Source organism: Ruegeria sp. BG5 (assembly GCF_056538425.1).
The window spans coordinates 191809-218739 of sequence record NZ_JBQFTC010000004.1 but is presented as its reverse complement, the minus strand read 5'-3'; the positions used below and the strand labels follow the sequence as shown (position 1 = coordinate 218739).

General features: G+C 61.2%; 25 protein-coding genes. 10 read left to right on the top strand and 15 right to left on the bottom strand.

The genetic code is table 11. The features are described 5' to 3' along the window. Entirely contained in the window at window positions 1–645 is a 645-nt protein-coding gene (locus ACR0KX_RS14535) for an NUDIX hydrolase (protein WP_480708544.1), read from the top strand. An 8-nt stretch (window positions 646–653) separates the two neighbouring features. On the opposite strand, the gene ACR0KX_RS14530 is transcribed toward ACR0KX_RS14535, so the two are convergent. Beyond that, window positions 654–1730 carry a DUF2235 domain-containing protein gene (locus ACR0KX_RS14530; RefSeq protein WP_480708543.1) on the bottom strand — a complete coding sequence of 359 codons (1077 nt, stop codon included), beginning with the start codon at window positions 1728–1730 and terminating at the stop codon, window positions 654–656. A gap of 264 nt (window positions 1731–1994) precedes the next feature. Here ACR0KX_RS14530 and ACR0KX_RS14525 point away from each other — a divergent pair, with 264 nt between their 5' ends. The 5 genes from ACR0KX_RS14525 (at window position 1995) to ACR0KX_RS14505 (ending at window position 7899) form a co-directional block, all read left to right on the top strand. After that, window positions 1995–2213 (top strand): hypothetical protein, encoded by a 219-nt coding sequence (locus ACR0KX_RS14525; protein WP_480708542.1) that lies wholly within the window; start codon window positions 1995–1997, stop codon window positions 2211–2213. A 108-nt stretch (window positions 2214–2321) separates the two neighbouring features. Beyond that, window positions 2322–3050 carry a dienelactone hydrolase family protein gene (locus tag ACR0KX_RS14520; protein WP_170454163.1) on the top strand — a complete coding sequence of 243 codons (729 nt, stop codon included), beginning with the start codon at window positions 2322–2324 and terminating at the stop codon, window positions 3048–3050. A gap of 79 nt (window positions 3051–3129) precedes the next feature. Then, window positions 3130–6225: a valine--tRNA ligase gene (locus tag ACR0KX_RS14515; protein WP_480708541.1), complete on the top strand. Its 3096-nt coding sequence runs from the start codon at window positions 3130–3132 to the stop codon at window positions 6223–6225. Between the two features lie 138 nt (window positions 6226–6363). Beyond that, window positions 6364–7527: a benzoate/H(+) symporter BenE family transporter gene (locus ACR0KX_RS14510; RefSeq protein WP_480708540.1), complete on the top strand. Its 1164-nt coding sequence runs from the start codon at window positions 6364–6366 to the stop codon at window positions 7525–7527. Between the two features lie 39 nt (window positions 7528–7566). After that, window positions 7567–7899, top strand: coding sequence for a DnaJ family domain-containing protein (locus ACR0KX_RS14505; RefSeq protein ID WP_480708539.1), 333 nt, complete (start codon window positions 7567–7569; stop codon window positions 7897–7899). On the opposite strand, the gene ACR0KX_RS14500 is transcribed toward ACR0KX_RS14505, so the two are convergent. After that, window positions 7900–8682, bottom strand: a complete 783-nt coding sequence (locus ACR0KX_RS14500; protein WP_170623700.1) for a crotonase/enoyl-CoA hydratase family protein — start codon at window positions 8680–8682, stop codon at window positions 7900–7902. A 130-nt stretch (window positions 8683–8812) separates the two neighbouring features. On the opposite strand from ACR0KX_RS14500, the gene ACR0KX_RS14495 reads away from it, so the two are divergent. Further along, complete coding sequence (locus ACR0KX_RS14495; RefSeq protein ID WP_170623702.1) at window positions 8813–9922, top strand: pyridoxal phosphate-dependent aminotransferase; 1110 nt, start codon at window positions 8813–8815, stop codon at window positions 9920–9922. A 99-nt stretch (window positions 9923–10021) separates the two neighbouring features. Here ACR0KX_RS14495 and ACR0KX_RS14490 read toward each other — a convergent pair whose 3' ends face one another. From ACR0KX_RS14490 to ACR0KX_RS14465, 6 genes are all read right to left on the bottom strand, one after another. Next, window positions 10022–11212, bottom strand: a complete 1191-nt coding sequence (locus ACR0KX_RS14490) for an aminotransferase class V-fold PLP-dependent enzyme (RefSeq protein ID WP_170454180.1) — start codon at window positions 11210–11212, stop codon at window positions 10022–10024. A 51-nt stretch (window positions 11213–11263) separates the two neighbouring features. Beyond that, a complete protein-coding gene (locus ACR0KX_RS14485) occupies window positions 11264–11896 on the bottom strand; it encodes a bifunctional 4-hydroxy-2-oxoglutarate aldolase/2-dehydro-3-deoxy-phosphogluconate aldolase (protein WP_170623704.1) in 633 nt (210 codons plus the stop codon). A 3-nt stretch (window positions 11897–11899) separates the two neighbouring features. Further along, window positions 11900–13705 carry a phosphogluconate dehydratase gene (gene edd, locus ACR0KX_RS14480; RefSeq protein ID WP_170454183.1) on the bottom strand — a complete coding sequence of 602 codons (1806 nt, stop codon included), beginning with the start codon at window positions 13703–13705 and terminating at the stop codon, window positions 11900–11902. Between the two features lie 2 nt (window positions 13706–13707). Then, window positions 13708–15153 carry a glucose-6-phosphate dehydrogenase gene (gene zwf / locus ACR0KX_RS14475; protein ID WP_170454185.1) on the bottom strand — a complete coding sequence of 482 codons (1446 nt, stop codon included), beginning with the start codon at window positions 15151–15153 and terminating at the stop codon, window positions 13708–13710. A 164-nt stretch (window positions 15154–15317) separates the two neighbouring features. Next, window positions 15318–17561, bottom strand: a complete 2244-nt coding sequence (ptsP, locus tag ACR0KX_RS14470) for a phosphoenolpyruvate--protein phosphotransferase (RefSeq protein ID WP_170454187.1) — start codon at window positions 17559–17561, stop codon at window positions 15318–15320. Window positions 17562–17607: 46 nt separating this feature from the next. Beyond that, entirely contained in the window at window positions 17608–18846 is a 1239-nt protein-coding gene (locus ACR0KX_RS14465; RefSeq protein ID WP_170454189.1) for an aspartate kinase, read from the bottom strand. 165 nt (window positions 18847–19011) lie between these two features. On the opposite strand from ACR0KX_RS14465, the gene ACR0KX_RS14460 reads away from it, so the two are divergent. Further along, a complete protein-coding gene (locus ACR0KX_RS14460) occupies window positions 19012–19368 on the top strand; it encodes a hypothetical protein (protein ID WP_170454191.1) in 357 nt (118 codons plus the stop codon). Here the strand turns inward: ACR0KX_RS14460 and ACR0KX_RS14455 are convergent. From ACR0KX_RS14455 to ACR0KX_RS14435, 5 genes are all read right to left on the bottom strand, one after another. Continuing rightward, window positions 19362–20000, bottom strand: a complete 639-nt coding sequence (locus tag ACR0KX_RS14455) for an SDR family NAD(P)-dependent oxidoreductase (protein ID WP_170623707.1) — start codon at window positions 19998–20000, stop codon at window positions 19362–19364. The genes ACR0KX_RS14460 and ACR0KX_RS14455 overlap by 7 nt on opposite strands. A 3-nt stretch (window positions 20001–20003) precedes the next feature. Continuing rightward, complete coding sequence (locus ACR0KX_RS14450; RefSeq protein ID WP_170623709.1) at window positions 20004–20459, bottom strand: DUF1178 family protein; 456 nt, start codon at window positions 20457–20459, stop codon at window positions 20004–20006. Between the two features lie 71 nt (window positions 20460–20530). Next, window positions 20531–20992 carry an NUDIX hydrolase gene (locus tag ACR0KX_RS14445; protein ID WP_170623711.1) on the bottom strand — a complete coding sequence of 154 codons (462 nt, stop codon included), beginning with the start codon at window positions 20990–20992 and terminating at the stop codon, window positions 20531–20533. A gap of 129 nt (window positions 20993–21121) precedes the next feature. Further along, window positions 21122–21865 (bottom strand): EcsC family protein, encoded by a 744-nt coding sequence (locus ACR0KX_RS14440; RefSeq protein ID WP_170623713.1) that lies wholly within the window; start codon window positions 21863–21865, stop codon window positions 21122–21124. 53 nt (window positions 21866–21918) lie between these two features. After that, window positions 21919–22413: a GNAT family N-acetyltransferase gene (locus ACR0KX_RS14435; RefSeq protein ID WP_170623715.1), complete on the bottom strand. Its 495-nt coding sequence runs from the start codon at window positions 22411–22413 to the stop codon at window positions 21919–21921. Window positions 22414–22485: 72 nt separating this feature from the next. Here ACR0KX_RS14435 and ACR0KX_RS14430 point away from each other — a divergent pair, with 72 nt between their 5' ends. Further along, the gene (locus ACR0KX_RS14430; protein ID WP_170623717.1) at window positions 22486–23091 is read left to right on the top strand and encodes a flavin reductase family protein; all 606 of its coding nucleotides are present in this window, start codon (window positions 22486–22488) and stop codon (window positions 23089–23091) included. 135 nt (window positions 23092–23226) lie between these two features. Here the strand turns inward: ACR0KX_RS14430 and ACR0KX_RS14425 are convergent, their stop codons facing one another. Next, window positions 23227–24861 carry a SulP family inorganic anion transporter gene (locus ACR0KX_RS14425; RefSeq protein WP_170623719.1) on the bottom strand — a complete coding sequence of 545 codons (1635 nt, stop codon included), beginning with the start codon at window positions 24859–24861 and terminating at the stop codon, window positions 23227–23229. Window positions 24862–25076: 215 nt separating this feature from the next. On the opposite strand from ACR0KX_RS14425, the gene ACR0KX_RS14420 reads away from it, so the two are divergent. Continuing rightward, a complete protein-coding gene (locus tag ACR0KX_RS14420) occupies window positions 25077–25949 on the top strand; it encodes an S-methyl-5'-thioadenosine phosphorylase (RefSeq protein WP_170454205.1) in 873 nt (290 codons plus the stop codon). Between the two features lie 5 nt (window positions 25950–25954). Here ACR0KX_RS14420 and ACR0KX_RS14415 read toward each other — a convergent pair whose 3' ends face one another. Beyond that, window positions 25955–26818, bottom strand: a complete 864-nt coding sequence (locus ACR0KX_RS14415; protein WP_170623721.1) for an alpha/beta hydrolase — start codon at window positions 26816–26818, stop codon at window positions 25955–25957. Window positions 26819–26931 lie beyond the last annotated feature (113 nt).

The window sequence follows — 26931 nt, the reverse complement described above, 5'->3', positions numbered from 1 at the left end:
ATGCGCCAGGATCCGACCGCGATGGAGGATACCTGGCTCACCCGGGCAAAAAGACTGCTGGCTCTGGCCGAAACCGGCCAACATTTCACCAAAGACCCGTTCGACCGCGAACGCTATGACGAGATTGCCGACATGGCCCGTGCTATGCTGGCCGATCTGGGGCGCATCCCTCTGTCGGAACTCGACGCTTTGGTATCCGAACATGCGGGCGGCTACGCCACGCCCAGCATCGACATTCGAGGGGCCGTGATCCGCGACGGCCACATCCTGCTGGTGCGCGAGCGCAGTGACGGAAAATGGGCGATGCCGGGCGGATTTGCGGATATTGGAAGCTCTCCGGCGGAAAACATCGAGCGTGAAGTTTGGGAAGAGGCCGGATTGCGCGTTCGTGCACGGCACCTTTATGCGCTTCGGCACAAGGCACGGCACCCGTACCCGGCTGACATTCGGGATTTCTACAAGCTGTTCTTTCTGTGTGATGAGGCGGGTGCGGCCACACCGAAACCGGGACCCGAGACAAGCGACGTGGCGTTTTTCCCGAGGGACAGCCTGCCCGACCTTTCTTTGACACGGAACCTTGAACAGGACATTCAGGCGGCGTTCGAAGCGTTTCGGTCCCAACACCCCTCGGCACTGTTCGATTAAACCGAAGGTTACTGCGCCGGATGTGACGGGAAATCCGGCATCGGCACCCAGCGCGGCAACTCATCCGGTGCGACCGAGACATGCAGCCGTTCCGACCGATCCTTCCCCACTTTTCGATGCTTGCGCAGCAGGAAAATCTTGCCCCACCCGCGCCACGTGCCAACAGACGGCGCATGGGCATTTGTGGGGAACCGGTCGCGCCACCCTTCGGGCAGCGGCAGCCCGTGCATCTCGGCCTTATCCAGCATCCAGATCAGAGAGATATTGCTAAGGGGTCGCGCCTGCTCAAACCCATTCAACTGGCCGCCCACATCGCCGTGGCTGCCGCGAAACCAGACCTGCTCGACATGGCCTTGAAAGTCGGGCGTGCATTTCCACAAGACAGGCTCAAAGACTTCGCGGGTCTCATCCAGCGCCATGGCGTGATAGCCGTGCCGGATGGCGCGACCCAGATGATGGTTGTGAAAGGCATGCCGATCCTCGGCCCAGCGCCACAGCAGCGGCAGGCGTAGACCCAGCGCTTTCACCGTATCCCACACGCCGATCATCTCGATAGCGATCTCGTCATGGCAAAACTGTTGTCGAAAATCCCGCGCCGCGGCGCCGCTGGGGTTGCACTCGTAATGGCGGTAGGCCTGCTTGATATTGCGCTCGGTTGCGTGTTCGGCCTTGAGCAACCCGATCATGTCGATCACCCCGGCCAGGCTGCGCACCCCATAAGCCCCCCGCGAATAGCCGATGAAATAGATCCGGTCGCCCGGCTTGTACCGAGACGCCAGATACCCATACGCCCGGCGGATCTGCCGGTTGATGCCGCGCCCCATCATCACGTCCAGCGAAGACTTCCAGTTTTCCCACTGAACACCGGATTCGTAGAAGACCGAGACCTGACTTCCGGCCTCGCGGCACAGACGGTAGGTGTGACCGGCGTGGGTCTCAAACCCCGGCTCCAGCGTCGACATGGTACCGTCAAGAATGATGACATGGCTGATCGGCTCGCGATGCGGCGTCTCGGCGGAATGCTCGGATCGCAATGGCCGTCCGAGCCATCCAAGAACCCTCCTACTCAACCGCGACAAATTCATCTTTCCGCACTTCCTATTCGTTTTGGGATGTGGCGGACATCTCAGCCCACCGCACCCTGTACGCCTTGGGCGCGTCTCCGGCCGTATCTTCCAAGCGACCGGTGCGCCTGCCTAGCTGCCCCGGTCGCTGCCGCCGATCCCGAAGACACAGGTATCGCCAACACAACCGCCGGGGTAAACCTGATCATGGGTATCCCAAACGCCTGGGGCAAGGCACAGGCCATGAACGAAGGCGTGAGCCGTTGCCGATTGGCACCAAGGATCATGGCCAATCTCACCGCCGGATCGACAGCATCCCAAACCAGAGATTTCAAACGCGTTATGATCTTCATGACACTGAAACCATTAACAAAACACAAACAACACAACATGTCAGACCAAAGCCTTCACCTGAGCGTCGCAGCTACCCCAGAAACGAGTTTTTGGGCAGCCGATCTGCTCGCGGTATTGCTATCTGAGTTACAATTTGTAGCAGATTGTTAGCGCATGGTCTGTGACGCGCCTCACGTTGCGGACCCACGCCAAAGCAGGGATTTTCGCCCCTTGCGCCCAGATGTTGCTGCGTTTCAGAAATCAGGTAGCATGCAAGCCATGGCTTGGACACATGACACCGTTTTCCCATTCACAGCCCCGCTGACCGGTGGGCAGAACACGACGCACGATGTTTACGTCGGCGGCAACGGCCCTCCGATCCTGATCTTGCAGGAATTGCCTGGCATCGGGCCTGAAACGCTGGATCTGGCAACCAAGCTGAACGCATCAGGGTTCCGCGTTTACCTGCCGCATTTGTTCGGCGCCTATGGCAAGATTGAAATGGCCAAGAACGCCGCCCGGCTGTTTTGCGTGCGAAAAGAGTTCAACATCTTCGCAAGAGGCAAGCAAAGCCCCATCGCCGGATGGATGCGCGCCCTGACGCAAGAGATCAAGCAGCGCGAAAACAGCGCAGGCGTCGGTGTCATCGGCATGTGCCTGACTGGCAGCTTCGCCCTGACGCTGATGGCCGAAGATGCCGTGGTGGGCGGCGTGGCCAGCCAGCCCGCCCTGCCCATTTTTGGCGGCAAGCACCTGCATATGAGCGCGCAGGACATCGCCGCAGCCTCGGCCGGTATGACGGCGAAAGGCCCCGGATTGGCAATGCGATACGAAGGCGACAAGCTGGCCCCGAAGAAACTGATGGACGCGTTGGAACGGGCCTTTGGCGATCTGCTGGAAACCAAGGAATATCCGGGCAAGGACCACTCGCTTTTGACCCTCGACTTCCACGAACCGGCCTATCAGCGCGTCGATGCCTATTTCAAAGCCCGCTTTGGCATGACCTAGGCGCGCAGGCCCTTCCCCTTCCCGCGTCCATTCGCTATTGCAGGCGCTGATCAAGGATTGACGACGCAGGACGCACCCCATGGCGATGGAAAAGACATTCAACGCGGCCGAGGCCGAGGCCCGCATTTACAAGGCCTGGGAACAGGCCGGAGCCTTCAAGGCAGGCGCGAACAAATCTCGCGACGAAAGCTTTACCATCATGATTCCGCCGCCCAACGTAACAGGCGCTTTGCATGTGGGCCATGCGTTCAACAACACGCTGCAGGACATCCTGATCCGCTGGCACCGGATGCGCGGGTTCGACACGCTGTGGCAACCCGGTCAGGACCATGCGGGCATCGCCACCCAGATGCAGGTGGAAAAGAAACTGGCCGCCGAGCAGCAGCCAAGCCGGCGTGAACTGGGGCGTGAGGCGTTTCTGGACAAGGTCTGGGAATGGAAAGGCGAATATGGCGGCACGATCATCGAGCAGCTGAAGCGCCTGGGATCAAGCTGCGACTGGTCGCGCAACGCCTTCACCATGGCAGGCGCGCCGCGCGATCCCCGCACGGGGCACGAAAATTCTCCGAATTTTCACGACGCGGTCATCAAGGTTTTCGTCGATATGTACGAAAAGGGCCTGATCTATCGCGGCAAGCGTCTGGTCAACTGGGACCCGCATTTCGAGACCGCAATCTCGGACCTTGAGGTCGAGAATATCGAAGTCGCTGGTCATATGTGGCACTTCAAGTACCCGCTGGCGGGTGGTGAAACCTATACCTATGTCGAGAAGGATGAGGATGGGAACGTCATCCTCGAAGAAGAACGCGATTACATCTCGATCGCCACCACGCGCCCCGAAACCATGCTAGGCGACGGTGCGGTCGCGGTTCACCCGTCAGATGAGCGGTATGCGCCAATCGTTGGAAAACTCTGTGAAATCCCGGTTGGCCCGAAAGAGCATCGCCGTCAGATTCCAATCATCACCGATGATTATCCCGATCCTGATTTCGGCTCGGGCGCGGTGAAGATCACCGGCGCGCATGACTTCAACGACAACATGGTGGCCAAGCGTGGCGGCATCCCGATGTACCGCCTGATGGATACCAAAGGCGCGATGCGGGCCGATGGTGCGCCCTACGCCGACGAGGCTGGCAAGGCGCAGGAATACGCCCGTGGGCGCGCGTTCACCGAGAACGAGATCGACGCGATCAACCTCGTGCCAGATCACCTGCGTGGGTTGGATCGGTTCGAGGCGCGCGCGAAGGTCGTCGAAGAGATCACCGCTGACGGTCTGGCCGTCATGACCCGCGCCGACAACCCGGTTCTGGGCACCAAACTGGGCGAAGATGACGACCCGGCGGCGCTGGTCCCGCTGGTCGAGAGCAAGCCGATCATGCAGCCCTTCGGCGACCGCTCGAAAGTTGTGATCGAGCCGATGTTCACCGACCAGTGGTTCGTCGATGCTGAAAAGGTCGTCGGCCCGGCGCTGGATGCGGTCAGGGGCGGTGCAGTCAAGATCATCCCTGAGTCCGGCGAGAAGACCTATTACCACTGGCTGGAAAATATCGAGCCCTGGTGCATCTCGCGCCAGCTTTGGTGGGGGCATCAGATTCCGGTTTGGTATGGGCCGGGAGTTGTCGATGCAACTCCCGACTACGTCGAATACACTACCGCCAAGTTTTCCGAACTCTCCTACGAACCGGACGCTGTCGTTGCCTTCTGCGCCCCCTCCTTTGAGGAAGCCGAAAGGGCCGCTATGGAGTATTATCGCTCCAACGGTATTGGTGGCGACGAACTCGATAATGGCATCGAGGTTGAAAATAGAACGGCTTCTGAAAATCTCGACAACGTCACTCTTATTGGACTGTGGCGCGACCCCGACGTCCTCGACACCTGGTTCTCCTCCGGCCTCTGGCCCATCGGCACGCTGGGCTGGCCCGAGCAGACCGATGAACTGAAGCGCTACTTCCCGACGGACGTTCTGATCACCGGCTTCGACATCCTGTTCTTCTGGGTCGCCCGGATGATGATGATGCAACTGGCCGTGGTCGATCAGATTCCCTTCCACACCGTCTACCTACATCAGCTCGTCCGCGACGAGAAGGGCAAGAAGATGTCGAAAACCACCGGCAACGTCATCGACCCGCTGGAGATCGTGGACGAGTTTGGTGCAGACGCGCTGCGCTTTACCAACGCCTCGATGGCGGCAATCGGCGGCGTGTTGAAACTGTCGCGCGAGCGCATCACCGGCTATCGCAATTTCGGCACCAAACTGTGGAACGCCGTCCGCTTTGCCGAGATGAACGAGGTCTTCACCGACGCCGTTCCGCAACTGGACGTGGCCGACCTAAAGCCCAAAGCCGCCGTGAACCGCTGGATCATCGGCGAAACCGCCCGCGTGCGGGAAGAGGTCGACGCGGCATTGGAAAGCTACCGCTTCAACGATGCGGCCAACGGGCTTTATGCCTTTGTCTGGGGCAAGGTCTGCGACTGGTACGTGGAATTGTCGAAACCCCTGCTGCAAGGCGACGATGCCGAGGCACAGGCCGAGACCCGCGCCACCATGCGATGGGTTCTGGACCAGTGCATGGTCCTGCTCCATCCGATCATGCCCTTCATCACCGAAGAGCTATGGGGTTTGACCGGTACCCGCGCGAAGATGGTCGTCCACGCCGACTGGCCGACCTACGCCGCCGCCAATCTGATCGACGCCGACGCGGATCGTGAGATGAACTGGGTGATCTCGGTGATCGAAAACACCCGCTCGGCCCGTGCGCAGATGCGGGTTCCGGCGGGGCTCTACGTGCCGATGCTGGTGACTGAGATCGACGCCAACGGTCAGGCCGCATGGGACCGCAACGAGACGCTGATCAAACGTCTGGCGCGGATCGACAGCCTGACTAAGGCGAACGAACTGCCCAAAGGCACCATCTCCATCGCCGCTCCCGGCGCGTCCTTCGGCCTGCCTCTGGCGGATATCATCGACATCGGCGCGGAAAAGGAACGGCTGGAAAAAGCCAAAGGCAAGCTGGCCAAGGAACTGGGTGGCCTGCGCGGTCGTCTGAACAACCCCAAATTCGTGGCCTCGGCCCCGGAAGAGGTTGTCGCGGAAGCCAAAGCCAACCTCGCCGCCCGCGAAGAGGAAGAAGCGAAACTGAACGTAGCGCTCGCCCGTCTGGCCGAAATCGCCTGATCTTCTTCTCGTTCCAAATACGGAAATCCCGAACCCCGCCACCCGTCTGGCGGGGTTTTCTATGGGCGACACAGCTTTCCACTTGCTCATGATAGCCCGCGATTGTTAGCAATCTGCTCAAACAAGCCCGAGGCAGCAATGGCGCACCCGCTTCCCCCCGTGCAGACAATCTCGACCGGCCTCGTGGTGGCGGTGGTCGGGTTCTTCAGCTCTTTTCCGATTGTGTTGCAGGGTCTTGCGGCGATGGGCGCATCGGGCGCTGAATCCGCATCCGGCCTGATGATGGCGGCGATTGCGATGGGGTTGGCGGCCATCATCCTCAGCCTTTGGCACAAGCAGCCGATCAGTGTGGCATGGTCCACGCCCGGTGCGGCGCTGCTTGCGGTCTCGGCCACGCCTGCTGCTGGCTTTTCGGGGGCCGTCGGCGCGTTTCTGTGCGCCGGGGCCCTGACCGTTCTGGCCGGTCTCTGGCGACCGCTGGGGCGGTTGGCGGCGGCGATACCGACGACACTGGCGCAGGCCATGCTGGGCGGGGTGCTGCTGCCCCTGTGCATCATTCCCTTCAAAGCCGCCGTGGAACTGCCGTGGCAGGCCCTGCCGGTGATCCTGACCTGGTTCATTGCGGGCCGTTTCAACCGGCTGTTCGCCGTCCCCGCCGCCGTGGTCGCGGCGGCAATCGTCGTTGTCCTGAACGCCGGAGGCAGCCCCGTCCGCCCCGAGCATCTGGTGGCCGCGCCGGTCTGGACCATGCCCACATTCTCGGTCGCATCCGCTGTCGGGATCGGCATCCCTTTGTTCATCGTCACCATGGCCACGCAGAATATCCCCGGCATCGCGGTGATGCGCAGCTTTGGCTACACACCGGATGCGGGCAAGCTGTTCTCGGCGGTCGGAGGGGCCAGCATCCTGTCGGCCCCGTTCGGAGCCCCCGCCACCTGTCTTGCCGCAATTACCGCTGCGATGTGCTCGAACGAGGACAGCCACCCGGCTCGGGACCAGCGCTATTGGTCGGCGGTCATGGCCGGTGTGTTCTACTGCCTGTTTGGCGTCTTTGCGGTGGCGATCACCGGGTTTGCCGCCCATGCCGACCCGCTGTTGATGGGAACCCTGACCGGAGTTGCGCTGATCGGCGTGATGGCGAACGCAACTTTTGGCGCGCTCGAAGTGCCTGCCGAACGCGAGGCGGCCATCCTCACCTTTGCCATCACCGCTTCGGGGATTACGGTTTTTGGGCTGGGTGCCGCGGTCTGGGGATTGGCGGCGGGCGGCATTGCCTATCTGCTCACCAACCGGGCGCGCTGAACGCTTTTATCCGGTGTGGCTATGGCGTATTGTTGCGCCATGTTTGGACCGCTGGGAAAACTGATCGAACGCCAGATCAAAAAGGCGCAGGCCGAGGGCCAGTTGCAGGGGCTTGAGGGCGAAGGCAAACCCCTGCCCGACCGGTCTGCCGAGGCGCAGGGCGACCCCGCCATTGCCGCCGGGCACCGGATCATGGCGCAGGCCGGTGTGCTGCCCGAAGAATTCGAGATCCGGAAAAATCTGGACGCCGCCCGCAAGGAATATGCCGCGCTGACCGACCCCGAGGCCCGCAAGGCCGCCATGGCCCGCATCGCCGAACTTGAGATGCGATACAACATGGCCCGCGATGCGCGACGGGCCTTCATGCGGTGACTATTTGAACTCGGGCTTGCGGCCCTGCATCTGGGCCATCACGACCTCCATCTGATCCGGCTTGCCGATCAGTTCCACCTGCGCGGCGGACTCCTCAAGCAGCACGTCGGCGCGGGGCCGGGTCTCGGCCACATCAATCAGCCGTTTCGCCGCACGGATGGCCGAGGGGCTTTTGCCCGCGATGTCTTCGGCCAGTGCCTGCGCCTCGGTCAGCGGATCGTCCGAGAGTTTTGTGACCAGCCCCCACTCGGCGGCCTGTGCCGCGCCGATGGGGCGCGCGGTGTAGGTCAGCAGGCGCAGCACATCCGAGCGCACAAGATTCGGCAGCAGAACCATGCCGCCCATATCCGGGATGATGCCCCATTTCATCTCCATCAGGGCCAGCTTGGCCTCGGGGTGGGCGATGCGGATATCCGCGCCCAGCGCGATTTGCAGCCCGCCGCCATAGGCCACGCCCTGAATGGCGCAGACCACCGGCACCGGCACGCGCCGCCAGATCATCGCGACCTCTTGCAAGGGGTTGGCGTCCTCATGCGTGCGCGGCATCAGCATCTCGTTCGGATCGGCCTGCGCCAGCCCCGCCATGCTGGCCATGTCCAGCCCGGCGCAAAAGCTTTTGCCTTCACCCGACAGCACAACGGCGCGGGCGTCCGAGGCCGCGACGTCCTGCCCGGCCGACACAATCGCCTTGAACATCGCGTCATCCAGCGCATTCATCTTGTCGCCGCGTGTCAGCGTTACGTGGGCAATGTGGTCTTTGTATTCGACGGATACGCGCGCCATGCAGGGCCTCCCAACTCTGGTTTTTGTCAGCATGCCCCGAAAGGCGGGCCGAGTTCCACTGCGACGTCAGGGCAAAGGCCGGCCTTGGCTGAGCCTTGTCGAGCCGCGCGACTTGCGTTTATCTGCACGTATGACCGGACCACGATACACATCCCTTGCGCAATCCCTGCCTGCCACCGTGCCCTTTGTCGGTCCCGAAACACAGGAGCGTCAGCGCGGCGCGCCCTTCACCGCCCGGCTGGGCGCAAATGAAAGCGTGTTCGGCCCTTCGCCGCGCGCAATTGAGGCGATGCGACAGGCAGCGACCGAGATCTGGATGTATGGAGATCCGGAAAACCACGATCTGCGCGTTGCTCTGGCCGACCATCATGCTGTGTCAGCCGAGAATATCGTGGTTGGTGAAGGCATCGATGGGCTGCTGGGCTATCTCGTGCGTTTGCTTGTAGGTCCGGGCGACGCGGTTGTGACCTCGGATGGGGCCTATCCGACGTTCAACTATCACGTCGCGGGCTATGGGGGCGTTTTGCACAAGGTGCCCTATGCCGCAGACCACGAAGACCCGTCGGCCCTGTTTGCCAAGGCCACCGAGGTTGGGGCCAAGCTGGTTTATCTTGCCAATCCGGACAACCCGATGGGCAGTTGGCACAGCGGGGAGGATATCGTGACCGCGATGGAGGCACTGCCCAAGGGCTGCCTGCTGGTGCTGGACGAAGCCTATGTCGAATGCGCGCCCGAAGGTACGGCAGCGCCGGTATCGGCAGAAGACCCGCGCGTGATCCGAATGCGCACGTTTTCCAAGGTCTACGGGATGGCCGGAGCACGGGTCGGCTATGCGATTGGTGCGTCTGAACTGATATTGGCCTTCAACAAGCTGCGCAATCATTTCGGGATGAACCGCGCGGCACAGGCCGGGGCGCTGGCCGCGTTGGCGGATGGGGCCTGGTTGGCGCAGGTTCAGGGTTTGATCGACGCGGCTCGGGATCGGATCAACCAGATTGCGCGGGACAATGGGTTGGTGCCCTTGCCCTCGGCCACCAATTTCGTGGCGATTGACTGCGGTCGGGATGGTGTCTTTGCCAAGGCAGTATTGGAGTCGTTAGTCGCGCAGGGAATCTTTGTGCGGATGCCTTTTGTTGCCCCGCAAAATCGCTGTATCCGGGTCAGTTGCGGGACGGATGCTGATCTGGATGCATTTGCGGTCGCGTTGCCCAAAGCGCTGAACGCGGCGCGCGGGATGTGATCGGCGCAGGGGGGGCTGTCTGCCCCCCAATCGCGCATTGCGCGATTTCCCCCCGAAGATATTTTTTGGCCAGATGAAGCAGCGGATCCTGTTGAGGGGTTACCCCGCAAGAACGGCAGCTGCAGCATCGAGCGCGCCTGAGCCGCGGGGAATGTTCAGCGCAGCAAGGCCGGATTCGACGCCACCCAGCATCCCCATGATCATCTGCCCGTTTACATGGCCCATATGGCCAAGGCGGAAACAGCCGTCTTCATCCGCCATTCCAAGCCCGATCCCCAGTGTCAGGCCCAATTGGGTCTCGGTGTATCTGCGAAGTGATGTTCCGCGTCCATCGGTCAGGCGTAGCGCGGTCACCGCGTGGCTGCGGTGCTGGCGGTCGGCGATGTTGATGTGCAGGGCATCGCCCTGGGACCAGATCTCGCAGGCGGCCCAAACGGCTTGTGCCAGACGTTCGTGGCGGGCCCAGACATGCTCGATCCCTTCCGCATGGATCATGTCCAGCGCGGCGCGCAAACCATATAAGTGGTGGGTGGGCGCGGTGCCGTTGAAATACTGGTAGAACAGATCGGGATTGGCGCGCGGCACCCAGTCCCAATATTGCGAGACGCGGGGCATGGTTGCACGTTTCGCCTGTGCCTTGTCGTTGAAGAAGACAAAACCAACGCCTGCCGGGGTCATCAGCCCCTTTTGGCAGGCGGTCACCATGACATCGACGCCCCAGGCATCCATCTCGAACCGGTCGCAGCCCAGCGAGGCGATGCAATCGGCCATCAGAAGCGCCGGATGATCCAGATTGTCCAGCAGCGCGCGAAGGGTTGGAATATCGTTGCGGACCGAACTTGAGGTATCGACATGCACCGCAAGCACCGCTTTGATCTGGTGGGCGGTATCCGCGCGCAGGGCCTCGGATATCTGGTCGAAATCCCACGGCGACGCGGTGCCGAAATCCAGCAGTTGGACCTTGGCGCCGATCCCATCGGCCATCTCGGCCCAGCCATGGGTGAACCGGCCCGAAGCCGGGGCCAGCACCGTTTCACCCGGTGCGATCACGTTGGACAGCGCCGCCTCCCACGTGCCGTGGCCGTTGGAGATGTAGATGGCGACATTGTGATCCGTGCGGGCCACGCGACGCAGGTCGCGGGTCAACGCGGGCATCATCTCGATCAGCGCGCCTTCGTAGATATTGGGCGACGGTCGGTGCATCGCCTGCAGAACCGCGTCGGGTATGACGGACGGACCCGGAATCGCCAGATACCCGCGCCCCTGCGCAAGGGAGATTTGGTTTGTCATGGGATCAACCTGTATGAATTGATCCTTACCCTAGCGTTGCTTTGGGCGGCGTCAATCCGTCAGGCGGGACGCCTCGCGCGCAAGAGTTTCAATGCCTGCCCAGTCGCCATCCTGCACCATCTGTTTCGGCGCGACCCAGCTGCCACCGGCGCAGACCACGTTGGACAGGGAGAGGTAATCGCGCGCATTTGCCGGGGAAACTCCGCCTGTGGGGCAGAATTTGATCTGGGGCAGAGGTGCTCCGATCGCTTTCAATGCGGGCGCGCCGCCCGAGGCTTCGGCAGGGAAGAATTTCAGCATGTCATAGCCCTGTTCCAGCAGCGCCATCGCCTCACTGGCAGTGGCCGCGCCGGGCAGCAGGGGCAGGCCTTCTGCCTCACAGGCAGCAATCAAAGCGTCGGTCGCGCCGGGTGAAACACCGAATTGCGCGCCCGCTTCTTTCGCGGCGCGGACATCGTCGGGCGTGACCAGTGTTCCGGCCCCAACGACACCGCCCGGCACGTCGGCCATGGCCCGGATTGCGTCCAGAGCCGCCGGAGTGCGCAATGTGACCTCAAGCGCCGGAAGGCCGCCAGCGACAAGTGCTTCGGCCAGCGGGCGCGCTGTGGCGGCATCGTCCACGACCAGAACCGGAACAATCGGGGCCAGGGAGCAAATCTCGCGCGTGCGTTGGGTTTTGGACATGGCTTACACTCCGAAAATGCTGGCACCGGTGTCGGCGGACCCGACATTGGCGCGGAATGTGCCGAACAGATCGCGCCCGACACCAAATTGATTGGCCGAGAGATCGGCCTTCGCAGGCACCCGGTCCAGAACCCCATCGGTGAGGATTTCCAGCTCACCTTTCACCGCATCGACCCGCACCAGATCGCCATCCTGCAGATATGCGATTGCACCGCCATCCAGCGCCTCGGGCGAGACATGGATTGCCGCCGGAACCTTGCCGGATGCGCCGGACATGCGGCCATCTGTGACCAGCGCAACCTTCTGCCCGCGCCCCTGCAGTATCGACAGAATCGGGGTCAGCGAGTGCAGCTCGGGCATGCCATTGGCTTTCGGCCCCTGGAAACGCACGACAACAATGACGTCATCGGTGAACTCACCGGCTTTGAAGGCGGCTTTGACTTCGTCCTGATCGTGGAACACGCGGACCGGGGCTTCGACCACCTGATGTTCAGGCGCGACGGCAGACACTTTCATGACCCCGGTGCCCAGATTACCGGTCAGGCGCGACAGGCCTCCGGTGGGTTGGAACGGGTCCTTGGCTGAACGGACGATCTTTTCGTTCAGGCTGTGGCCCGTGCCGTCTTGCCACGTCAATTCTCCGCCGATCAGCTTGGGTTCTTTGGTGTAGTTGTGCAGGCCCTGCCCAGCGACTGTCAGTGTGTCGGGATGCAGCAGGCCATCCTCGAGCAAGGTGCCGATGGTGTAGCCCAACCCTCCGGCGGCGTGGAAGTGGTTCACGTCGGCCAGACCGTTGGGGTAAACCCGCGCAACCAAGGGGACCACGGCGGAGACGTCCGAGAAATCCTGCCAGTCCAGCACGATACCACCCGCGCGGGCCATAGCGATCAGGTGGATCAGCAGGTTCGTGGATCCACCGGTAGCCATAAGACCCACGATCCCGTTCACAAAGGCGCGTTCATCCAGGATCTGGCACACTGGCGTATAGTGATTGCCCAAAGCGCTAAGCGACAGCGCACGGCGCGCGCCCTCTTCGGTCAGGGCATCGCGCAGCGGCGTGTTTGGATTGATGAAGCTGGAGCCCGGCAGGTGCAGGCCCATGAACTCCATCAGCATCTGGTTGGTGTTGGCAGTGCCGTAAAAGGTGCAGGTGCCGGGGCCGTGATAGGCGGCCATTTCAGCGGCCATGAGTTCTTCGCGACCAACCTCTCCTGCAGCGAATTTCTGGCGAACCTTGGCCTTTTCATCATTCGGCAAGCCACTGGTCATCGGACCGGCAGGCAGGAACACCGCGGGCAAATGACCAAACGCTTGTGCGCCGATCACAAGACCGGGGACGATTTTGTCACAGACACCAAGGAATACAGCCGCATCATAGGTGTTGTGGCTGAGCGACACTCCGGTCGCCAAAGCGATCACGTCGCGCGAGAACAGGGACAGTTCCATCCCCGCCTCGCCTTGGGTGACGCCATCGCACATGGCGGGCACACCGCCTGCGACCTGAGCGGTTCCGCCTGCGGCGCGAATGGCCTGACGGATCAGCTCGGGGTAACGTTCAAACGGCTGGTGAGCCGACAGCATGTCGTTATAGGCGGTCACGATACCCAGATTGCCCGCCGTACCTGTGGCCATAGCCTGCTGGTCTGTGCCCGCCCCCGCATAGGCATGGGCCTGACCGCTGCAGGACAGATGACCCCGCGCGGGCCCCTTGGATTTGGCCTGCTCCATCCGTTCCAGATGCGGGCCACGCAGGTCGGCGCTGCGGTCGATGATCCGCTGGGTGACGTCCTTGATGACGGTGTGAACCATTCCTAACCTCCGATCTGACGCCAGCGGCGTCCATCGCGATGCATCAGCATCAGTGCTTCTTCCGGCCCCGAACTGCCCTGATCATAGCGTGACGGGCGGTCGCCGCGTTGTTCCCACCCCTGAATGATGGGATCGACCCAGGCCCAGGCGGCCTCGGCCTCGTCCCCCCGCATGAACAAGGTCTGGTCGCCACGGATGACGTCCATAATCAAGCGCTCGTAGGCGTCCGGGGCGCTGGCATCGTCGCCCAGCGCGTCGGCAAAGCTCATATCCAGCGAGACGTCGGACAGGCGGAAGCCGCCCGGACCCGGGTCTTTGATCGTGGTACGCAGGGTGATGCCTTCATCCGGTTGCAGGCGGATCACCAGTACATTGCCGCGTAAAGGGCCGACATTGGGGAAAATCGTATGGGGCGGGTCGCGGAAGAACACCGCAATCTCGGATTCGCGCGCCCGCAGCCGTTTGCCCGTGCGCAGGTAAAACGGTACCCCGGCCCAGCGCCAGTTGCCCAGATGGACCTTGAGCGCGATGAAACTTTCGGTGCGGCTGGCCGGATCGCCGACGTGGTCGACATATCCGCCCTCGCCCTTATCCGCACGGTACTGGCCGCGTGCGATGTCTTTGGCATCAACCGGCTCCAACGCCTCGATCACCTTGACCTTTTCGTCGCGCACCGAGTTTGGCGAAAACTTCGAGGGGGGTTCCATCGCGGTCAGACACAAAAGCTGCACAAGGTGGTTCTGGATCATGTCCCGCATGGCGCCGGACTGGTCGTAATACGCGCCGCGCCCTTCGACCCCCACAGTTTCGGCCACGGTGATCTGCACATGATCAATATGGGTCGAGTTCCAGAGCGGCTCGAACAGCGAATTGGCAAAGCGCAGCGCCATCAGGTTCTGCACCGTTTCCTTACCCAGATAATGGTCGATGCGGTAAATCTGATGCTCCTCGAAACAGGCGCGCAGACCTTCGTTCAGCGCCTTGGCCGAGGCCAGGTCATGACCAAACGGCTTTTCCACCACGATACGGCTGTCGGGTGTCGCAAGGCCCTGATCCTGAAGGCGCTTTGCGATCCCCGAAAACAGGCTTGGCCCCACCGACAGATAGAACGCGCGGACCACATCCTCGCGCAAAGCGGACTTTAGATCATCCCAGCCCGCCGCGCCCAGAGCGTCCACGGGGACATATTCGACCCGCTCAAGAAAGCGGTCCAGCGTGGCCTTGTCAAAGCCGGGCGCGAATTCGTCCATCGATTTGCGCACCTGATCCCGGAACGCGGCGCTGTCCATATCTGACCGCGCTGTGCCGATGATCCTGGCGTCTTCCGGCATCTGGCCCACCTGGAACCGATGATAGAGGCCCGGAATGATCTTCCGCTGCGCCAGGTCGCCTGTCGCACCAAACAGCACCAGGTCGAACGGATCCACCGGAATTACGCGAGACACCATGGCAAGGTTCCTTTCGAATTCTCTGTCGTCAGCTTAGCACGACCGGCTTTTTCGGCACGAAGCGCCCAAAACGCGAAACTGTTATCGCTAACATTTAGGGCGTCAATAGAAAGGCCGCGCAGAAAAATCAAGCTTGGATTTGCGGAATGCGACAGGTTTTCCACCTATGGCTGGTTGCGCAGCCACTCCATCACCGATGGCCTTACGGATTGCTCACCCCTGTGGCGCGCATCCGCAATGATCTTGCGCACATCCTGCAGGTTCGAGCGCAGAAGAAGGGTTTTGACCGGCCCGATCGAAGCTGGACGCATCGACAAGGTCCGAATCCCCATGGCCGCAAGACACAGCGCCTCGACCGGACGCCCGGCATCCTCACCACAGAAGCTGAGCGGCGTGTCCGAGATATCGCAGCGTTCGACGATACGCTCGATAAAGCTCAGGAAGCTGACATTCAGCGTGTCATAGCGGCGGCGGACCAGTTCGTTTTCGCGGTCCGCTGCAAAGAAAAACTGCTTCAGATCATTGCCGCCGATCGAGATGAAATCGACCTCGTCAAAGAATTTCTGCGGCGCGAACCCCAGCGAGGGCGTTTCCAGCATCGCGCCCACTTCCAGCGTTTCGGGCAGCACGTGACCCAGACGCTTTTCCCGTTCTATGGTCTTGTTGACCTCCCACCGGGCCTCGCGGAATTCATCGGCCTGCGCGACAAAGGGGAACATGATCGTCAGCGGCCGCCCGTTTGCAGCCCGGATCAGCGCCTGCAACTGCATCCGCATCACGCCGCGCTTGTCCAGCCCTACGCGGATCGCGCGCCAGCCCAGCGCCGGGTTCGGCTCGGCCACGTGCTTCATGTAAGGCAGTACCTTGTCCGAGCCGATGTCGAGCGTGCGGAACACCACACGCTTGTCGCCCGCCGCATCCAGCACGCGCTTGTATTGCGTCACCAGTTCCGACCGTTTGGGCATCTGGTTGCGGACCAGAAACTGCAACTCGGTCCGAAACAGTCCCACGCCTTCTGCGCCCGAATTGTCCAGCGACGGCAGGTCCGCCATCAGTCCCGCGTTCATGACCAGATTTATCCGCGCGCCATCTTGCGTGACGGTCGGCGTTTCCCGGATCGAAGCATAGCGTTCCTGCGCCTTGGCCTGCATCGCGATCTTGTCGCGGAAGGCGCTGACCACAGTGTCCTCGGGGCGCAGATGCACCACGCCCTGATCGCCATCGACAAGGACATGATCTCCGTTCAAAGCCTCGGTCGTGATCCGACCTACATGCACGACCAACGGGATCGCCAAGGCCCGCGCCACAATGGTCGCGTGACTGCCGACAGATCCTTCTTCAAGCACGATACCTTTCAGCGAGCGACCATATTCCAACAGATCACCAGGGCCGATATTGCGCGCCACCAGAATCGGATCGGGCGGCAGGTCGGAACTGTCGGTTTTGCCCTGCCCTGTCAGAATGCGCAGCAACCGGTTGCTGAGGTCATCCAGATCGGCCAGCCGTTCCCGCAGATACGGGTCGGTCACCTGACCCATACGGGCACGGGCCTGCGATTGTTCCTTTTCCACCGCCGCCTCGGCGCTGAGGCCAAGCGCGATGTCCTCTTCCATCCGGCGCATCCAGCCCTTGGAGTTCGCGAACATCCGATAGGCTTCCAGCACCTTCAACTGATCCGAGTCGCCGCCCTGAGAAATCTCGAGCATCTTGTCGACGCCGACACGCAGTTCTTCGACCGCTTCGACCAGACGCTCACGCTCGCGATGCGGATCGTCGGCAATCGGGTTGGTGACCACCACGCGGGGTTCGTGCAGCCAGACATGGCCTTCTGCCGCCCCTTCCTGCGCCGGTCCGCCCCGCAGCAGAACAGATTGCTGGTGCAACGGCGACAGGGCCGCGCCCTCGCCGACAAAGGCGCCAAGTTCGGCCATTTCGGCCAGCACCATGGCGACAACTTCCAGCGCATATACTTCGTCGGATGAAAACTCGCGCGCCTCGCGGGATTGCACGACCAGCACGCCCAGCTTCTGACCAAGCCGCTGCACCGGGACACCCACAAACGAGGAATACCGCTCCTCGCCGGTTTCGGGCATGAAACGGAAACCTTTGGCCGACGGCGCATCGGCCGTATTCACCACTTTTCCGGATTTGGCGACGCGCCCCACCAGACCTTCGCCCAGCCGCATACGGGTCTTGTGAACCGCCTCGGGCGACAGACCTTCGGTTGCGCAAAGCTCAAGGGTTTCCTCATCCCGGAACAGATAGATCGAGCACACCTCGCGCTGAATGCTGTCCGCAATCAGTTGCGTGATCCGGTCAAGACGTTCCTGACCAGCGGCCTCGCTCGCCATTTCTTCGCGCAGCCGCCCCAGCAGCTTGCGGGATTCTGTTTCGGTGCCGTCCGCCATGGCCCACCCAAATTAGCGTGTCAGGCGAAACCTTTGGCCGATCAGCTTAGGCCGCCTTGTCCAGTTCAAAGGCATCATGCAGTGCCTGAACCGCAAGTTCCATGTATTTCCTGTCGACCAGCACGGAAATTTTTATCTCAGAGGTTGTAATAACCTTGATGTTGATCCCCTCATCCGAGAGCACCTTGAACATCTTGGCCGCCACACCCGATTGCGAGCGCATGCCGATTCCCACGACCGAGACCTTGCAGACATCGTTATCCGCAACCAGTTCGGCATAGTTCAGCTCGCCCTTTTCCTTGATCGCCAGCAGCGCCTTTTCGGCGCGCGCCACCTGATCGGTCGGGCATGAGAAGGTCATGTCCGTGCGCCCCTCGTCCGAGATGTTCTGCACGATCATGTCCACATTCACGCCCTCATCGCTGAGTGCAGTGAAGATGATCGAGGCGATACCGGGGCGGTCGGCCACGGAAACGACGGTCATCTTGGCTTCGTCGCGGGAATAGGCCACACCGGCCACAACATTGGATTCCATGATATCCTCCTCGTCGCAGACCAGCGTACCGGCCTCGTCGGATTGTTCCTCAAAGCTTGAGAGAACGCGTAATTTCACCTTATAGCGCATCGCCAGCTCGACCGAGCGGGTTTGCAGCACCTTTGCGCCCAGCGAGGCAAGTTCCAGCATTTCTTCGAACGAGATCCGGTCCAGCTTGCGCGCCTTTTCGCAGATGCGCGGGTCGGTCGTGTAGACGCCGTCCACATCCGTGTAGATATCGCAGCGCTCGGCATCAAACGCGGCGGCGAAGGCCACAGCGGTCGTGTCCGACCCACCGCGACCCAGCGTTGTGATACGGCCTTCCGGGCTGATGCCCTGGAACCCGGCCACAACGGCAACCTTCATGCCCTCACCAAACTTCTGGTTCAGGTTATCGGTCGGAATTTCCTCGATCCGGGCGGCGGAATGCGCCCCGTTGGTCAGCAGCGGCACCTGCCAGCCCTGCCAACTGCGCGCCGGAATGTCCATTTCCTGCAGGGTCAACGCCATAAGACCGGCGGTCACATTCTCGCCCGAGGACACCACGGCATCATATTCGCGCGCGTCAAACAGGGGCGAGGTTTCGTTGACCCAACCCACAAGCTCATTGGTCTTGCCGGACATGGCCGAGACGATGACGATCACGTCGTATCCCTTGGCCACTTCGACGCCCACGCGCTTTGCAGCGCGGCGGATGCGGTCAAGGTTGGCAACCGAAGTGCCACCGAATTTCATTACGAGTACGGGCATGGGGGCAGGTGTCTCCGCGCCTTGGACTTATGGTTCCGTGCCTCATATGCGAGGGGGGGAACAAGGGCAAGGGCGCAAACAGGCTTTGCCTGCGACGCAGGGCCGCTTTACAATGGGCAGGCGTGGTGTCAGCCTGCGCATCGCAATCATTCCAAGAGGTTATTCATGCTCCGTCTTGCCGCTGCCTTCGCCCTTTTGTCCTCTGCCGCCACGGCTCAGGTTACAAGCCTGGCTGGAACCGATGGTCAGAACGCATTGGGCACAATCCCATGCGCCGCAAACGCCGGAGATCCGCTGAAAACCTGCAATGCCGAACTGCGCCGGCGCGACGATGGCAGCGCAACACTTGCCGTTGGTCTGGGCAATGGCGAGGTGCGCAACATCTATTTCACCGATGGCATTCCCGATTCCAGCAGCTCAACCTCGAAACTCACCTATGAGACCCGCGGCGATTTGCTGGTGATCTTCATCGAACCCGGTGAGGTTTACGAACTGCCCAAGGCGGCCCTGAACACTCAGTAGGCGTGCGCCTGCCCGTCATAGGTTTCAAAACACCCCGATGTATCCAGCGACAAGCTGTCGAAACGGTCAATCAGGCCGGATACGGCCTGATCCAAATGGATGTCTGCGGCCGATCCGCCCATATCCGTCTTGACCCAGCCGGGGTGATAAATTCCAACCGCAATACCGTCCGAGCGCAGATCGGTGGCCAGGTTCCGGCCCAGGTTCAGCACAGCGGCTTTGGAAGACCGGTAGATATAGCTACCGCCCGGCGCACGTGTGTGTGACGCCATCTGAGATGAAATGATCGCAATCCGACCCCGCGCCGCACGCAGGTTCGGCAACAGCGCCTGAACGGTCAGAAATACACCGGTCACATTTGTCGCAAAGCTCTGCGCCCACATCTCGGCCGGGTAGCCATCAATGCCCTGCCCCTTGTCCAGATAGACCCCTGCATTGCAGATCAGCAGATCCACCGGCTGTCCCTGCAAACGGTCCGCCATGGCGCTGTGGTGCGCGGGGTCAGACACGTCCAGACGCATTTCGGCACTGTCGTCCCGCGCCGTCCCCGTCACCTGATGGCCGTCGTTACGATACTGATCTGCCAGCGCTTTTCCGATACCGCGATTGGCCCCGGTAATCAGGATATGCATGTCTCAGTTGGTCTTTCTGCTGGGAACAAAAGGAAGCGGCGCAACTGGTACACCATCTTCGATCAGGGCCTTCGCCTCATCCGGTTTGGCCTCACCATAGATCGCCCGATCCGGCGCTTCGCCAAGATGGATTTTCCGCGCCTCGCTGGCAAAATCCTTGCCTACGTAATCCGAGTTTTCCTCGACCTTGCGCCGCAACTCGGCCAGAACTTTTTGGACATCGGGCGCGGGGGTTGCCACGCTGACATCGTTCTGCGCCGGCGCCGGAGCCTCTGGCTGTTTCGCGGCGCTGCGTGCAGGACGAACGCGCGGTGTCATGATCGCCTTTTCCACCCGCGCGCTGCCACAAACGGCACATGTCACAAGCCCCGCCGCCGCAAGCTTGTCATACGCTTCCGCTGACTGAAACCAACTTTCGAAAGTGTGGCCTTCACGGCATTTCAATGCGTATTGAATCATGGTCCGTCCAAAAATCGATTGCCGAATAGATACCGACCGACAAGGCAATATCAAGCCCCTCTGGCCGCCCTTCAATGCAGCCGAGGCTTAAAGTCGCGCAAAATCGCGGCAAGTTCAGGTGACGCAACCTTTGCGGCCGCTTTTTTGGGCGAGAACCACTCTCGCCTGCGCTGCCCTTTCTCAGGAAACTTCTGGGCAACGGATTTTACAAAAAGCGGAAAGACATCCACCATGCAAAGTGCCGGCCCCTTCTTGGCGCGCAGTTTGACAAAGGGAAAATGCCCCAGCTGCTGTGGGCTGCACCGCCCGATCACGCCTGCCTCTTCCCAGGCTTCCTGTGCGGCAGCCTCGGCCGCTGACAGCCCAGGCATCAGCCACCCTTTTGGAATGATCCACCGACGGGTCTGACGCGTCGTTATCAAAAGAACTTCGGGCCGCCCCTTTTCAATCCGATAGCACAAGGCGGCAACTTGCGGCAAAACCGGAAGATTTCCAGCGCCGTGCAACAGATCGGATGAAAGCCGGGCATTCATCGCCGCCAATCCCTTTCGCCATGAGGGTCATGCCTGTCTGCCAGACCGCCGGTTTTTATCCTATTTTGCGGCCCTTACCTGTCTGGATACCACATAATGAGGCTCAAGCCAAGGAACAGGCGGATTGGCCTACATTCTGGCCGACAGTTTCCGCACCAGTTCGACATGTGGAATATCGGCGTCAATGGCCAATCGGCGCAGGCCGAAATGCACATGGGCGATCTGCTGGTAGTAGCGTGTATAGACGTAATTGGTGCCGCCTCCGGCCAAGGCGCCCAGCACCGGTACAGACTGCGCCGCCAGCTTTTGCCCCAAGACAATCGACAGCCGAGGTGCCACAGCAGCAATCAAGCGCTGCATCGCCGGGCCCGTCAGTGTCAAACGAACGGAAAAGAACCCAAGATCTGCCCCGTCATCGTAGGACAGCGGTCCAGCCGCCGACAGAACCCGAACGCAATCGAACTTGACGTTTTCCTCAGCCGGATCAAAGCCTTCCCGCGCCGCCGCCCCTTGAATTGAGCGCAGTAGCATCGCTGTCGTTGCAGGCAGTTCCATCAAGGCGGTGGACAGACCGCCCATTCCGCCCGCCGCCCCCATTGCGGTTGTCACAGCGGTATTGACCCAGGGTTTCTGATCCGGAATTGCGCGACGAGAACCCTGAGCCGCATGAATCGCCAACCACAGCGCCCGTTCCGTCGCTCCGGTCAGGCCATGACGCACCGGTTCGGGCAATTGATCAAGCAGAGACTCCGCCGACCCGCCCAGCGCGTTCAGCAGTTTTACCCCGGCCCCGCCAGCAGATTTGTAATGCTCCGCCAGCCGGTCCAGCACGGCCTCGGCATCTACGTATTCGACAAGAACCACGTCCTGCATCTGTGCCCTCCTGTCTTGGAAACATCGGGGCTGACGGGCGCGGTTTCAATAGCTCAGCGCATCCAGCGTGTAACGGGGCCGCGCACACCTGCCCACGCTTGAGAGTCCAATTCCACTCCCAAAACACGATCCGGGTTTGTCGGAGGGGGCATTTCCACTCCACTCAACCGGGCAAAGCCAAACCTTGCGTAATAGGGCGCGTCGCCCACCAGCATGACCCGTTTCCAACCCTTGGTCCGCCCGGCGTCGATCCCGGCATGGATCAGGTATCCGCCCAACCCTTCACCCTGATGCGTGGGATGCACCGCAACCGGCCCCAGCAACAAAGCGTCATCCGTGCCCACATGGACCGGCCAGAACCGAATAGCGCCCGCCAGAATGCCCTGCCCGTCCCGAGCCACCAAAGACAGGCCCGAGACCGGAGGGACATCGTCGCGCAGACGATAGGACGACAGCGCCTCGCGCCCCGGCGCAAAGCACAGGTCATAGAGGGCCTCGACCTCCCACCAATCGTCCGGCTCTTCCGGCCTGATCCCGAATTGCTGCACGCCTGCCCTCTTTTCCTAGCTGGCAATCGCCCTAGCACTTCGCTACGCCTTGGGCAAACGCTTGGAGATCAGATGTTCTATCGCCCCGAAGACGGCCACGGCCTGCCGCATAACCCGTTCAATGCCATCATCACGCCCCGCCCGATCGGCTGGATCTCATCCCGCGATGCGGATGGGATCAACAATCTGGCCCCTTATTCGTTCTTCAACGGGGTCGCCTACACGCCGCCACAGGTGATGTTTGCAACCACCGGCACCAAGCATGATCAGAACGGCGGCAAAGACAGCATTGCGAATATCGAAGCCACACAGGTTTTTTGCGTAAACGTCGTCGCCCATGCCCATCAGGACGCAATGAACGCAAGTTCAGCGGGTTTGTCAAAAGAGACCGACGAGTTTGCACATGCCGGTTTGACACCTGTCGAGTGCGAAACCATCCCATGCGCCCGGGTCGCAGGCGCGCCGGCAGCGCTGGAATGCAAACTGACCAAGATCGTCACCCTGCCGGGTGAAGCCAACAGGGTCGTATTCGGCGAGGTCACAGGCGTCCACCTCGACGACGACCACATCCGCGACGGGAAATTCGACGTGACCTCGTTCAAACCGCTGGCACGGCTTGGGTATCGGGATTATTCCGTAGTCAACGAGTTATTCTCACTGAACCGCCCCGACGATTGACGGGGTTGGGGGGCTCTGCCCCCGCCGCGCTGCGCGCGCCTCCCCCGGGATATTTTCAGCCAGATGAAGCAAGGGATCCTTCATTCATCTGGCCCTAAATATCCCGGAGCGCGAGGCAGAGCCTCGCACAAAGCCTCAGTGACCACCCAGAATGCCGGTGCGGACAGAGTAGTCGACGGCGAGGCCGTAATCCGGGTCATCGTCACTGTCCACCATCAGATGGCCCGCCTTGTTCAGCAGTTTGTGGCAGTCATGGCTAAGATGGCGCAGCATCACGCGCTTGCCTGCGGCCTCATATTTACCGGCAATGTTCTCGATGGCCTGCAGGGCGGACTGATCGACGACCCGGCTTTCAGCAAAGTCCACAATCACCGTGTCGGGATCGTTGGGCACGTCGAACAACTCAACAAAGCCGTCTGACGAGCCAAAAAACAGCGGGCCCTGGATTTCGTAGACCTTTGCGCCTTTTTCGGTTTCGGAGTCGCGCGTGATCGCATGGATACGCTTGGCATTGTTCCAGGCATAAGCAAGCGCCGAGACGATCACACCGACGACGACGGCAACCGCAAGGTCCTCCATCACCGTCACGACAGTCACCAGTACGATCACAAAGGCGTCCATGGCAGGGACCTTGCGCATGATCTTGAACGAGTTCCAGGCGAAAGTGCCGATTACCACCATGAACATCACGCCCACCAGCGCGGCCAGCGGGATTTGCTCGATCAGCTTCGAGGCAAAAACGATGAAGATCAGCAGGAACAGGGCGGCCGCGATGCCCGCGATCCGGGTTCGGCCACCGGATTTCACGTTGATCATCGACTGACCGATCATCGCGCAACCACCCATGCCGCCGAAAAATCCGGTTACAATGTTCGACGCGCCCTGGGCGATACATTCTTGCGAGGCACCACCGCGTTTGCCGGTGATTTCACCCACAAGGTTCAGCGTCAGCAGGGATTCGATCAGGCCGATGGCGGCCAGAATGACGGCATAGGGCAGGATGATCTCAAACGTTTCCCAGTTCAGCGGCACCATCGGGATGTGGAAAGCAGGCAGCCCGCCTTCGATCGAGGCCAGATCGCCGACGCGCGGCACGTCCAGACCAAAGCCGATCACCAGCGCCGCAACCACCAGAATACCGGCCAGTGGCGCAGGAATGATGCGCGTGATCCGTGGCATCACCCAGATCACCGCCATTGTCAGCGCCACAAGGCCCAGCATGGTATACAGCTGCGCGCCCGAGAGCCACTCGCCCCCGCTCATCCCATGGCCGGTGTTTTCCATCGAGCCGGGCACTTTGAACTGGCCCATCTGTGCCAGAAAGATCACGATGGCCAGACCGTTCACAAAGCCCAGCATCACCGGGTGCGGCACAAGGCGAATGAACCGGCCCCAATGCATGGCACCGGCGATGACCTGCAAAATACCCATCAAAACCACGGTCGCGAACAGGTATTCCACCCCGTGCTGCGCCACCAGCGCCACCATTACAACGGCCAAGGCACCCGTTGCGCCCGAAATCATGCCCGGGCGACCACCGATCAGAGCCGTGATCAGACCGACCAAGAACGCCGCGTACAGGCCGACCAGCGGGTGCACACCCGCAACAAAGGCAAACGCCACCGCTTCGGGCACCAGCGCCAGTGCCACGGTCAGACCCGACAACAGCTCGATCCGCAGGCGCGAGACGGTCAGCCCCTCGTCCGGAACCCAACGCAGATCGGGTTTGGCTATACGGTTGGCAAAGCTTGCCAGCATGGCTCGGGGCATGAGACGGTCCTGTGGGTCGTTATGTTCGCGCGAAGGGGGCCTTCTACCGGTTAAGCCCGGGCTGAGATACCACATAAGTGGGAACCCGCTATGCATTTCTTGCATGACTTCACCCTTAGGACACGTGCACAAGACACAAACAGTTGACCGCACTTGCCAATTTGATCGCCGGGTCGCAGAACTCGGGTATCAGAAATTCAGTACGGAGGCCGAACGTGACCCAAACAAAAATCGCCGTGATCGGAGGATCGGGTATTTATGACATCGATGGCCTGCAAAACGCGCAATGGGTCACGGTCGAGACGCCGTGGGGCGCACCGTCGGATCAGATCCTGACCGGGTCGTTGGATGGGGTCGAGATGGCTTTCCTGCCGCGCCACGGGCGTGGTCATGTGCATTCGCCAACCGAAGTCCCCTATCGCGCCAATATCGATGCGCTGAAACGTCTTGGCGTGACGGACGTGATCTCGGTCTCGGCCTGTGGATCGTTTCGCGAGCATATGGCTCCGGGCGATTTTGTGATCGTCGATCAGTTCATCGACCGGACGTTTGCGCGCGAGAAAAGCTTCTTTGGTACTGGCTGCGTTGCGCATGTCAGCGTTGCCCACCCCACATGCCCACGGCTGAGCGATGCGTGTGAGACCGCCGGTAAGGCTGCAGGTATCAACATCCATCGCGGCGGAACCTATCTGGCGATGGAGGGGCCACAATTCTCGTCGCTGGCCGAATCCAAGATGTATCGCGAGCAATGGGGCTGTGATGTCATCGGAATGACCAACATGCCCGAGGCGAAACTCGCCCGCGAGGCCGAGCTTTGCTATGCCTCCATCGCGATGGTCACCGATTATGACAGCTGGCACCCGGACCATGGCGAGGTTGATGTCACCGCCATTATCGCAACCCTGACCGGCAATGCCGAAAAGGGACAGGCGTTGGTCAAAGGATTGCCATCCTTGTTGGGGGCGGTGCGCGTGCCCTGCCCGCACGGATGTGACCGGGCATTGGAATATGCGATCCTTACAGCCCCCGAAAAGCGCGATCTGGTCTTGTTGTCCAAGCTGGACGCGGTGGCCGGGCGAGTGCTTTGATGCGTTCAGGGCTGGGGTAGCGTGTCCTGGACCACCTGCCACAGCCCGTGCGACCACAAATCATCATGTGTTCCACCGATGATCAGATACAGGCTGGCCGTATCCTCGGCCAGTGACGCCAAAGCCTGTCCGTGATGGGCAGGAACAACCGTATCCGCCGAGCCGTGGAAGATCAGCGTTGGGACCTCGATATCCGCGATGATGTCACGGGTGGCGAAATGGTCCTTCATCAACGCTTTGACCGGCAGCCACGGGTAACGCTCACCCGCCACGTCAACGGTTGCGGTAAATGGGGCTTCAAGCACGAGCAACTCGGCCGCTGGACGCTGCGCCGCAACGGCAGCCGCAACTCCCGTGCCCAGGCTTTGGCCATGCAAAACGACGGGTGTGTCCTGATCGTTCAGCCAGTCGAACAGTTCCAGCCCATCCGACACAAATGCCACCTCGGACGGCTCACCTGCACTGCCGGGATAGCCGCGATAGCTGGGCGCAAGCAGCCCGTAGCCGCTGTTGAGGATTTCCCGAAGGCGCGCAGCCCGGTCGCCCAGATTGCCGCCCTGACCGTGGAAGAACAACACGGTTGGCGCATCTTCGCTGGCTGGCGGTGCGGACCATGCGGTCAGTTCGGTTCCATCCGACATGGGGATTGAGATGACGTCCACATCCGCCAACCCGATTGCGCCGGGTTCTGGCAAATCCCCCATCGGTTTGAACAGCAAGTTGCGTTGATTGACGTACATGTATCCGACAGCGGCCAGATACAGAACGGCGACCAAAGCAAACAAGGTGACAAACAACCGGATCACGCGACGCGTACCGGGCGCATCGCTTGGCGCGGTGCCCTGCCCTACTTTTTGAGTTTGGTTCATCGATGACTCCGCCGAATGCAGTGATGCCCTTAGTCTGGGGGCCGGTTTGCCAGATTCAAGAAACATACGCCAAGCTTAATCTAGGGTTAATGTTGTGGCGCTCACAGCAAAAC

Excerpts from the sequence above, each read along its gene's own strand:
- ACR0KX_RS14455 (WP_170623707.1), bottom strand. The coding sequence starts at position 20,000 with ATGCATATCCTGATTACCGGGGCCAATCGCGGTATCGGAAAAGCGCTG.
- ACR0KX_RS14445 (WP_170623711.1), bottom strand. The coding sequence starts at position 20,992 with ATGAATGCCCGGCTTTCATCCGATCTGTTGCACGGCGCTGGAAATCTT.
- ACR0KX_RS14495 (WP_170623702.1), top strand. The coding sequence starts at position 8,813 with ATGACCGGACCACGATACACATCCCTTGCGCAATCCCTGCCTGCCACC.
- ACR0KX_RS14510 (WP_480708540.1), top strand. The coding sequence starts at position 6,364 with ATGGCGCACCCGCTTCCCCCCGTGCAGACAATCTCGACCGGCCTCGTG.
- ACR0KX_RS14535 (WP_480708544.1), top strand. The coding sequence starts at position 1 with ATGCGCCAGGATCCGACCGCGATGGAGGATACCTGGCTCACCCGGGCA.
- ACR0KX_RS14500 (WP_170623700.1), bottom strand. The coding sequence starts at position 8,682 with ATGGCGCGCGTATCCGTCGAATACAAAGACCACATTGCCCACGTAACG.
- edd (WP_170454183.1), bottom strand. The coding sequence starts at position 13,705 with ATGGTTCACACCGTCATCAAGGACGTCACCCAGCGGATCATCGACCGC.
- ACR0KX_RS14515 (WP_480708541.1), top strand. The coding sequence starts at position 3,130 with ATGGCGATGGAAAAGACATTCAACGCGGCCGAGGCCGAGGCCCGCATT.
- ACR0KX_RS14425 (WP_170623719.1), bottom strand. The coding sequence starts at position 24,861 with ATGCCCCGAGCCATGCTGGCAAGCTTTGCCAACCGTATAGCCAAACCC.
- ACR0KX_RS14460 (WP_170454191.1), top strand. The coding sequence starts at position 19,012 with ATGCTCCGTCTTGCCGCTGCCTTCGCCCTTTTGTCCTCTGCCGCCACG.
- ACR0KX_RS14505 (WP_480708539.1), top strand. The coding sequence starts at position 7,567 with ATGTTTGGACCGCTGGGAAAACTGATCGAACGCCAGATCAAAAAGGCG.
- ACR0KX_RS14430 (WP_170623717.1), top strand. The coding sequence starts at position 22,486 with ATGTTCTATCGCCCCGAAGACGGCCACGGCCTGCCGCATAACCCGTTC.
- ACR0KX_RS14530 (WP_480708543.1), bottom strand. The coding sequence starts at position 1,730 with ATGAATTTGTCGCGGTTGAGTAGGAGGGTTCTTGGATGGCTCGGACGG.
- ptsP (WP_170454187.1), bottom strand. The coding sequence starts at position 17,561 with ATGGCGGACGGCACCGAAACAGAATCCCGCAAGCTGCTGGGGCGGCTG.
- ACR0KX_RS14485 (WP_170623704.1), bottom strand. The coding sequence starts at position 11,896 with ATGTCCAAAACCCAACGCACGCGCGAGATTTGCTCCCTGGCCCCGATT.
- ACR0KX_RS14490 (WP_170454180.1), bottom strand. The coding sequence starts at position 11,212 with ATGACAAACCAAATCTCCCTTGCGCAGGGGCGCGGGTATCTGGCGATT.
- ACR0KX_RS14465 (WP_170454189.1), bottom strand. The coding sequence starts at position 18,846 with ATGCCCGTACTCGTAATGAAATTCGGTGGCACTTCGGTTGCCAACCTT.
- ACR0KX_RS14440 (WP_170623713.1), bottom strand. The coding sequence starts at position 21,865 with ATGCAGGACGTGGTTCTTGTCGAATACGTAGATGCCGAGGCCGTGCTG.
- ACR0KX_RS14415 (WP_170623721.1), bottom strand. The coding sequence starts at position 26,818 with ATGAACCAAACTCAAAAAGTAGGGCAGGGCACCGCGCCAAGCGATGCG.
- ACR0KX_RS14450 (WP_170623709.1), bottom strand. The coding sequence starts at position 20,459 with ATGATTCAATACGCATTGAAATGCCGTGAAGGCCACACTTTCGAAAGT.
- zwf (WP_170454185.1), bottom strand. The coding sequence starts at position 15,153 with ATGGTGTCTCGCGTAATTCCGGTGGATCCGTTCGACCTGGTGCTGTTT.
- ACR0KX_RS14525 (WP_480708542.1), top strand. The coding sequence starts at position 1,995 with ATGGCCAATCTCACCGCCGGATCGACAGCATCCCAAACCAGAGATTTC.
- ACR0KX_RS14520 (WP_170454163.1), top strand. The coding sequence starts at position 2,322 with ATGGCTTGGACACATGACACCGTTTTCCCATTCACAGCCCCGCTGACC.